General features: G+C 36.9%; 7 protein-coding genes. All 7 read left to right on the top strand.

The window, feature by feature from the left end; translation table 11 throughout:
* Positions 1 to 273: 273 nt before the first annotated feature.
* The 7 genes from eda to uxaC all read left to right on the top strand — a co-directional run bounded on the left by eda (position 274) and on the right by uxaC (position 8,651).
* On the top strand, positions 274 to 891 hold the full coding sequence (gene eda, locus H4J41_RS00505) for a bifunctional 4-hydroxy-2-oxoglutarate aldolase/2-dehydro-3-deoxy-phosphogluconate aldolase (protein WP_182135558.1): 618 nt from the start codon (positions 274 to 276) through the stop codon (positions 889 to 891).
* A 137-nt stretch (positions 892 to 1,028) separates the two neighbouring features.
* Entirely contained in the window at positions 1,029 to 3,758 is a 2,730-nt protein-coding gene (locus H4J41_RS00500; RefSeq protein ID WP_182135559.1) for a TonB-dependent receptor, read from the top strand.
* A 114-nt stretch (positions 3,759 to 3,872) separates the two neighbouring features.
* Positions 3,873 to 4,175 (top strand): glycosyl hydrolase family 28 protein, encoded by a 303-nt coding sequence (locus tag H4J41_RS17475; protein WP_259364591.1) that lies wholly within the window; start codon positions 3,873 to 3,875, stop codon positions 4,173 to 4,175.
* 55 nt (positions 4,176 to 4,230) lie between these two features.
* Positions 4,231 to 4,383 (top strand): hypothetical protein, encoded by a 153-nt coding sequence (locus H4J41_RS17470; RefSeq protein ID WP_220461041.1) that lies wholly within the window; start codon positions 4,231 to 4,233, stop codon positions 4,381 to 4,383.
* 132 nt (positions 4,384 to 4,515) lie between these two features.
* Complete coding sequence (locus H4J41_RS00490) at positions 4,516 to 5,484, top strand: AEC family transporter (protein ID WP_182135560.1); 969 nt, start codon at positions 4,516 to 4,518, stop codon at positions 5,482 to 5,484.
* A 128-nt stretch (positions 5,485 to 5,612) separates the two neighbouring features.
* Positions 5,613 to 7,076 carry a glycoside hydrolase family 28 protein gene (locus H4J41_RS00485; RefSeq protein WP_182135561.1) on the top strand — a complete coding sequence of 488 codons (1,464 nt, stop codon included), beginning with the start codon at positions 5,613 to 5,615 and terminating at the stop codon, positions 7,074 to 7,076.
* A gap of 129 nt (positions 7,077 to 7,205) precedes the next feature.
* The gene (uxaC, locus tag H4J41_RS00480; protein WP_182135562.1) at positions 7,206 to 8,651 is read left to right on the top strand and encodes a glucuronate isomerase; all 1,446 of its coding nucleotides are present in this window, start codon (positions 7,206 to 7,208) and stop codon (positions 8,649 to 8,651) included.
* The last annotated feature ends 77 nt before the right edge of the window (positions 8,652 to 8,728 follow it).

Below are 8,728 nucleotides of genomic sequence, written 5' to 3'. Positions count from 1 at the left end.
TATCTTTATATTATATTTATTTTATCTTTATTTTATATTTATATTGATAATTATATATTGATAAAAATAATCACAGCCATCCCTACCACATTTAATTAACATTTATCTTTTCAGTAATATCAAGACGTAATAGATAACTTGCTTTATTTTCCATAAAAACTATTTGACAATTATCAAAATACAATGCTAACTTTATTGCCACCGGTGGCAATAAAGTAATAAAACACTTGTGTTGCAAGTTTAACTTTAACAAAACAAAGTAGTACAATAACAATGAAATTATTTTCCACGCTTTTAGCAGAACAAAAATTACTACCTATCATTCAAGCTGACACAGTAGAGCAAGGAATAAATATAGCGGGCGCCATGCATGATGCTGGTATTACGTTAGTTGAGGTAGTTTTACGCACAGAAAACTCATTATCCGCATTAAGCGCTATTAAACAGAAATTTCCCTTGCTGCAAGTTGGCGCAGGCACAATCGTTAATAAAGAGATATTATCTAAATCACTTGATGCCGGTGCTGACTTTATTGTTACACCAGCAATATCCAACACTCTTTTAAATCATTTATCAACATGCCCTGTTCCAGTACTACCTGGCGTGTCTAATACGGCAGATATTCTACTAGCAATGGAGTACGGCTTTACCGAACAAAAATTATTCCCGGCCTCTTTATCAGGTGGAAAAAAATTCTTATCAGCTGTTTCGTCAGTTTTCAAAAATATTTCTTTTTGTCCAACTGGCGGAATTAACGCTGAGAATAGCAATGATTATTTATCATTGAACAACGTCTTTGCTGTAGGTGGTACTTGGATGTCAAAGCAAGAATGGATTCAAGACAAACAATGGCATTTAATTACCCAAGCATGCAAAGATTTTAACCAGTAAATTTTAATTACTCTATTGACACCGTTTTCATGAGAAATGATATTTTTCAAAACACGAATGCCACCGGTAGCATGAATTGATTAAAATATAATAATACCTTAAATAGGCTAACATGAAATACAACAAGAGAAATTAACATGAAACTTACCAATAAAAACTTCAAACTCAATAGCTTACTAACCTGCATGCTAATCAGTGGCGCCATATCAGGACATTCTTATGCGGCAGATGAAAATACAGAAATAGCTAAAACTAAAGCCGAGCAAGAAGTAGAAGTTATTGAAGTAACTGGCGGCTTTCGAGGTGCACTTAGCCGCGGTCTTTTCGAAAAACGTCATGCTACAAACTCTAAAGAAACAATCATGAGTGAAGATGTAGGTAAAATGCCAGATCTTAACCTTGCTGAATCTTTACAGCGTGTTCCAGGTGTTGCTATCACACGTGAAGGTGGTGAAGGTCGTAATATTACGGTTCGTGGAATGGGCGCGACCTACTCACAAGTAACCTTAAATGGCATGCAAATTCCAGCTTCAACAGGTGGCCTAGATTCATCTGGTGGTGTTAATCGTGGTCGTTCATTTGATTTTAATATGTTTGGTTCAGACTTATTTGGCCAAATGGACATCAACAAAACTTATACAGCAAGTTTAGAAGAAGGCGGTGTGGCTTCAACGGTTTCACTGCATACTTTACGCCCTTTGGATAACCCTGGCTTTCATGCTACAGGCTCTACTCAGGCGTCATATAATGCCCAAAATGGTGATACTAACCCTCGTATAAATGGTTTTATCAGCGACACCTTTTTAGATGACACTTTTGGTGTGCTCGTTGGTATTAGTACAAGTAAACGTACAGTAAAACAAGAGGGGTTTGGTACAGTTCGTTGGACAGGCGCTCATGTTAAAAACGAAAATTGGGCTGATACAAGTTCAACAGTTATTACGGGAACACCTAATCCTTCATTAAATAACCCTGATTTTAATGCAAGTACAGATGATCCCTTAGATTCAATGTGGGTTCCAAGACTTCCTCGTACTGACTCATTTAACCAAGATCAATCTCGTAATAGCTTCCTAGTGTCTCTTCAAGCTCGCCCAATTGAAGATCTCGAAATTAGTTTTAATATGTTAGATTCTAAGCGTGATGCGGATGTTGAATCATACAACTTCTTTGCGCAAATGCGTAATATGTTTGGTTCAATTACTCCAACAGCAGTAACTATTGATCCAACGGGTCGATATATTCAAGCAGGTACATTTGCAGGTGTAGCACCTCGCTCTGAAAGTCGCGGTCAATATGCAGAAAGTGATTTTAATCAGATTGTCATCGATGCTGACTATCAGTTGTCTGATACTATTTCGATAAACGTCATGGCTGGTAGAGCAACCTCTGAACATCATGAAGAACAATACCGTTATAACTTAACCGGTAACACAACCACATTCAAATATGACTTCACTGGTAATAGTGATGTTCCTACAATGGAATACGGTTATGACATCACTGATGTTGCTAACTTTGCTTGGACTGGTCCGCATCACCGTAGCGATACAGTAATTCGTGAAAACGAAACATTACGTGCCGATATTGAATGGGAATTTGATGATGAAGGTTCGGTACTTAGAGCCGGTTATACATCTAATACCCGTACGATAGACTCTACTCATACTCGTAAACCTGATGGTTTAGTGGATGCCAATCTTGCAAGCGCGACTAATACTAACAAATTTTCTTCAATTGTTTCTGATTTTGGCGATACCTTTGGTGCACCTGCCGGCATGTTTACAGATTGGTTAGTTGCTGATATCGACGTGGTTCGTAAAGAGGTTAATTCTGGTAAGTTTTCGCCTGATGATCGCAGTGGTAACTATTTTGTTACGGAAGAAACATCTGGTTTATATGTTGATGCCGATTACTTCATCGGTCCAGTAATTATTAATGCCGGTGTCCGTTATGTTGAAACTACCGTTAAAGGTGGTGCAAGTGATATAGAAGAGACTTATGACAATGTTTTACCTGCGTTAAACATAACCTATAATGTTACTGATGACCTTCTACTTCGTGCAGCATGGTCAGAAAACGTAGTTCGTCCAAATCCTCAATCACTCACTGGTCAAGTAACTGGCACGCCAATTAACGGACGTGTTTCTCTAGCAAACCCAGGCGTTGGTCCAGAAACTATTACTTCGGTTGACTTCGGGGCAGAATGGTACTTCGCTGATGAATCTTATGTTGGTATAACTTATTTCCAAAAAGAAATCACTGATGCAATTACAAGTAATACTGCTGCTGGTGTGAGTTTAACGACAGCAATTGCAGATATAGTTGCTGATGACCCTATTTACGCTGTCGGCGGTCCATCTTATGACCCTTCTGCTGTTGACCCATATAAAGCAAATGCTTGGGATTTAACAACTCAAACAAATTCTACCGAAGTAGACGAAATTAAAGGTTTTGAGATTGCTGCTCGTTACATCACTGAAATAGGAATAGGTGTTGATGCTAACTATACCAAAATTGATAGTGATGATATTGTTCAAGGTTTATCAGAAAATGCTTATAATTTAGGTGTGTTTTATGAAAATAATACTTGGGGCGCTCGTTTATTCTTAAACGCTCGTGATGATTATCAAACAGGTAACGCAGCAGACGGTAACGTAAGTCAAAACAATACTGGCCCAACACGTATTGACTTCTCATCTTCGTATAAAGTTATTGAAAATGTGACAGCAACGTTAGAAATTATCAACTTAACCAATGAAAAAGAACGTAACTTTACGACTGGTTCAACGGGTGATCAAGATCTGGTACGTGAGTTTAATTCAACAGGTACTGTAGCCGTAATAGGTGTTCGCGCTACATTCTAAGTTCATAATATTGAAGGTGTTGCTATCACAGGTACAGGTATTATTGATGGCAATACCAACACTGAATTTCATACTTGGTACAAAAAATAATTGGATATAACGGCTTTGAGCACAATGGGTATAACGGGCGTCCCTGTTGAACAAAGACAGTTTAGTAAAAACCATTTTTTGCGTCCTGAATTAATACAGTTTTTTGGTGCTAAAAGAGTACTACTTGATGGTTATACCACAAAAAACTCTCCATTTTGGGTGAATCATTTGCTTTATACCGATTATGCTACGGTACGTACTATTAAAGTAGACAGTCATAGAAGTAATAATGATGGTATTAATATTGAATCAAGTACCTACGTACTAGTTGAAAATAGTCACTTTAGAACTGGTGATGATGCTGTTGTAATAATCCGGTCGAGATAAAGATGGTTGTGATATATCCAAATCCAGTAAATTTATTGTCGTTCGTAATACTGATATGGGCGGAGAAGACGGTATTGGCTTAGGTAGTGAAATGTCAGGTGGTATCAGTCATGTTTATTTTACCGATAATATATTGAGAAGCGGTAAGGCAGCTATACATTTTAAAGGCTCACTTGATAGTGGCGGCAATCAAATACGACTCTATTAACCACTAATCATAACTGTAATACCGGCATCTATTTTACCTATTTCCCACAATACAAAGCAATGATTGGCAAATTTCGGGACTAAAATATGATAGACTTTGACTTGAAAAACATGCCCAAGAAAGCAATATAAAATGTCCTCTTCACAAGATTTTTTTTCATTATTACATGTCGCATTAAGCGTAACCGCCCCCATCTTCTTAATTATTAGTTTAGGTATACTATTAACTTATATTAAATTCATTAATCAAGAATTTATTCGTATCGCATCAAAACTAATTTTTAATATTGGTTTACCTATTATGTTGTTTACCAGTACTTCAACACAGGATTTTTCACAATTAATTAATATTTCCCACATAGTGTTAATGTTGTTAACAACATTAATTGTATTTTTTGCAAGTAACTTTACCGCTTATAAATATATAGAGAATAAACAAGACAAAGGAGTTTTTGTACAAGGGGCTTTTCGAGGAAATTTAATCATTATTGGGTTAGCTTTTTGTGTAAGTGCCTATCCTGAACAAGGTATAGCAATCGCGACACTTCCTACTGCAATTATTATCATTACCTATAACTTATTATCAATTTACACACTTAATGCTAGCCTACATCATGAAAAGTTTTCCATAAAAAAAAACTTACAAGATATCATTAAAAATCCCTTAATTATTGGTATAACAACCGGTCTATTCTTTAATTTAATCAACTTTCCTATACCGTCAATAATCATACAAACTAACCATTACTTAACTCAAATGACCTTACCATTAGCGCTTATTGCTATTGGGGGGTCTCTTAATTTTTTACAACTTCAACAAAATATTTATCCAGCCATGATGGCGAGTGTATGGAAAGTTATACTTAGCCCTATTATATTTATTATCTTAATATTGATTTGGCCGATAGACCCTATTGCCACTGGCGTACTCTTTTTACTAATAGCCTCACCTACTGCTACAGCAAGTTTCATTATGGTAAAAGCAATGCAAGGTAATAGTGATTTAGCGGCTAAAATAATCATCGTTTCAACGTTATTGTCACTGTTTACTGTTACCTTAGGTTTCGCATTACTTATTTCATTTGGTTTTGTGGCAATGTAAGCGATAATTGTTATTTAACAACGCACAAAATTTAAATGTTTTTTTATTAACACCAATTGCCACCGGTGGCAATTGGTGTTAATATTTCTTTATATTCACATTTTCTTATATAAATAAATGAGTGTTCAATGAACCAAAATAGAAGACTTATACTTAAAACATTGGCATCAAGTTCAGTTTTAGCGGGTATTACTGCTTGCCAGTACAAAAGCGATCCGGCTGAACTCTTGTCTAATAAAAATGCTCCAAGTGATGATTGGTTACAAGCTCAAAAGATACGAGATGCTATTGTCGTCCCCCACTTCCCTGATAAAACTTTCAATATCAAAAATTTTGGTGCAATCAATAATGATGCATTTGATTGTTCATCAGCTATTAATGAAGCAATAAAAGCTTGTAATAAAGCCGGCGGTGGAAAGGTATTAATTCCTGCTGGCATCTACAAAACTGGAGCTATTCATTTATTATCGAATGTAAACCTTCACATTGAAGAGCAAGCAACACTGAGTTTTATTACTGATCCCAAACATTATTTACCCGCAGTATTAACGCGTTGGGAAGGTTTAGAGTTAATGGGTTACTCTCCCCTTATTTACGCCTATAAACAAGAAAATATTGCTATTACTGGTAAAGGAACACTTGAAGGTAATGCAAATAATCAAACATGGTGGCCTTGGAAAGGAAAACATAAAGAAGCCCATTGGGATATTATTCCAGGCGAAGATCAAAGAATCGCTCGCAACAAATTAATGGCTGATGCCGAAGCTGGTGTTGCTGTAGATCAAAGACAATACCATGAAGGTGCCTTTTTACGACCGCCTTTCATTCAACCGTACGCATGTAACAATGTACTCATACAAGATATAACAATTAAGAACTCCCCTTTTTGGTTATTAAATCCAGTGCTTTGCAAACATGTTTCGGTAAAAGGCGTGTCATTTTTAAGTCATGGTCCCAATTCCGATGGTTGTGATCCTGAATCTTGCGATCACGTGCTAATAGAGCATTGTGATTTTGATACCGGCGATGATTGTATTGCAATTAAATCAGGCAGAAATGCCGATGGAAGACGGCTTGCGACCCCTTGTCAAAATATTGTAATAGCCAATTGCACTATGCGTGAAGGCCATGGTGGCGTTGTTATTGGCAGTGAAATATCGGGTGGTGTTAATAACATTTTTGCTGAAAAATGTACCATGAGCAGCCCACACCTTGAACGTGCTATTCGTATTAAAACCAATTCTGTAAGGGGCGGTATAATCGAACATATTCGTATTCGAGACATTACTGTTGGTGAGGTTAAGAATGCCATAGTTATCAATTTCTTTTATGAAGAAGGTGATGCCGGCAATTTTGATCCCATCGTTCGAGATATTAAAATTCAAAATTTTCACTGTAAAAAAGTCTTGGGTAAAGCATTTAACTTACAAGGTTTCGATCGTGATCCCATTCAAGACTTTCATATTGAAAACAGTCATTTTAGCAACGTTGCTCAAGCATCAGTGATTAAAAATGTTAATGGTTTTACCTTACGAAAAGTTAGCATAAACGGATATGCCGTCACTGCAGCAGATTTATTAAAAAACAGTTAACTAATAACCGCGACTAAAATCAATTTACTAAATTATCAGCTAGTTGATGCAAGTCACCATAACGGGGACTTGCCACCTATTTATTATTACCAATAGGTCATTTCAATTTATAGTTTAAAGGAAAAAAGAATGCACAACCCTATACCGTCTCTAACATTACATCCCGACCGTTTATTTTCTAGTGATGCAAAGGTCGTTGAAGTGGCCCGAACTTTATATAATAAAATTAAAGACTTACCTATTGTTAGCCCACATGGTCATACCGATCCTAGTTGGTTTAATGAAAATAAAAACTTTGGCAATGCAACAGAATTATTTTTAAAACCAGACCATTACGTTTTTAGAATGCTTTATAGTCAAGGGATTCAATTACCTGACTTAGGTATTCCTCAACATGGTAAGCAAGGTGATTTGGCCGCCTCTAAAGCTGCAGATCCTACCAAAGCATGGCAAATATTTGCTGATAATTATTTTTTATTTGCCGGTACACCTTCTGGTTATTGGTTAGATTCTGTATTTAGCAATATCTTTGGTTTTACTGAAAAACTGTGTAGTAAAAATGCACAAGAATATTATCAAGAAATCACCGATAAACTAGCAACGCCAGAGTATAAACCGCATGCGCTAATGGATCGTTTTAATATTGAATTCATTGCCACAACAGAAGGCGCGTTAGACAACTTAACGCACCACAGAGCGATAAAAAACACGCCAATGGCAAAACGTGTTGTTAGCAGTTTTCGCCCTGACGATGTAGTTGATGCAAGCCGTGAAGACTTCATTGAAAATGTAGCTAAATTAGGTGAGATAACCGGCGAGAACACCAATACTTGGCAAGGTTATCTTGATGCTATTAGAGCACGCCGTGCCTATTTTAAAAAAGAAGGTCGTGCAACCGCAACAGATCATGGTCACCCTACCGCTTTAACTGCCGATTTATCGTTGCTTGAATGTGAACAGTTATTTATTAAATGTATATCAGGTAGCTCAACCGAAACTGAACAAGAGTTATTTAGAGGCCAAATGCTGACCGAATTAGCCGGTATGAGCATTGAAGATGGTTTAGTAATGCAAATTCATCCCGGTGCTCACCGCAACCACAACAAACCTATTTTTGATGTCTATGGCCGAGATAAAGGCTGTGATATTCCTAGTCAAACTGAATATGTTAATGCATTAAAGCCACTCTTAAGTAAATATGGTAATAATCCTAAATTAAGCATCATTTTATTCACCTTAGATGAAACAACTTACAGTCGTGAATTAGCGCCGCTTGCTGGTCACTATCCTAGCTTAAAATTAGGACCCGCTTGGTGGTTTCATGATAGCCCTGCGGGTATGCTGCGCTTTAGACAACAAGCTACAGAGACAGCCGGCTTTTATAACACGGTTGGTTTTAATGATGATACCCGCGCTTTCTTATCAATACCTGTCCGTCATGATGTGGCTCGTCGAGTCGATTGTCGCTATTTGGCTGAGTTAGTCACTAATCACCAAATTACCGTAAAAGAGGCGCATACATTAGCTTATCAACTCACTTATGGCTTAGTAAAAAAGGCTTATAAATTAGCTTAATGTAGCGTAGGCGCTCTATGATTAAAACAATCTTAATTATAGAGCGCTCAACAAGTGTTATAACCAACAGGTCAATG

The sequence above is a fragment of the Colwellia sp. MB3u-45 genome (assembly GCF_014077005.1).
Classification (GTDB): domain Bacteria; phylum Pseudomonadota; class Gammaproteobacteria; order Enterobacterales; family Alteromonadaceae; genus Cognaticolwellia.
Note: the sequence above shows the minus strand (reverse complement) of the source record. Positions and strands in the feature narration are given on the sequence as shown.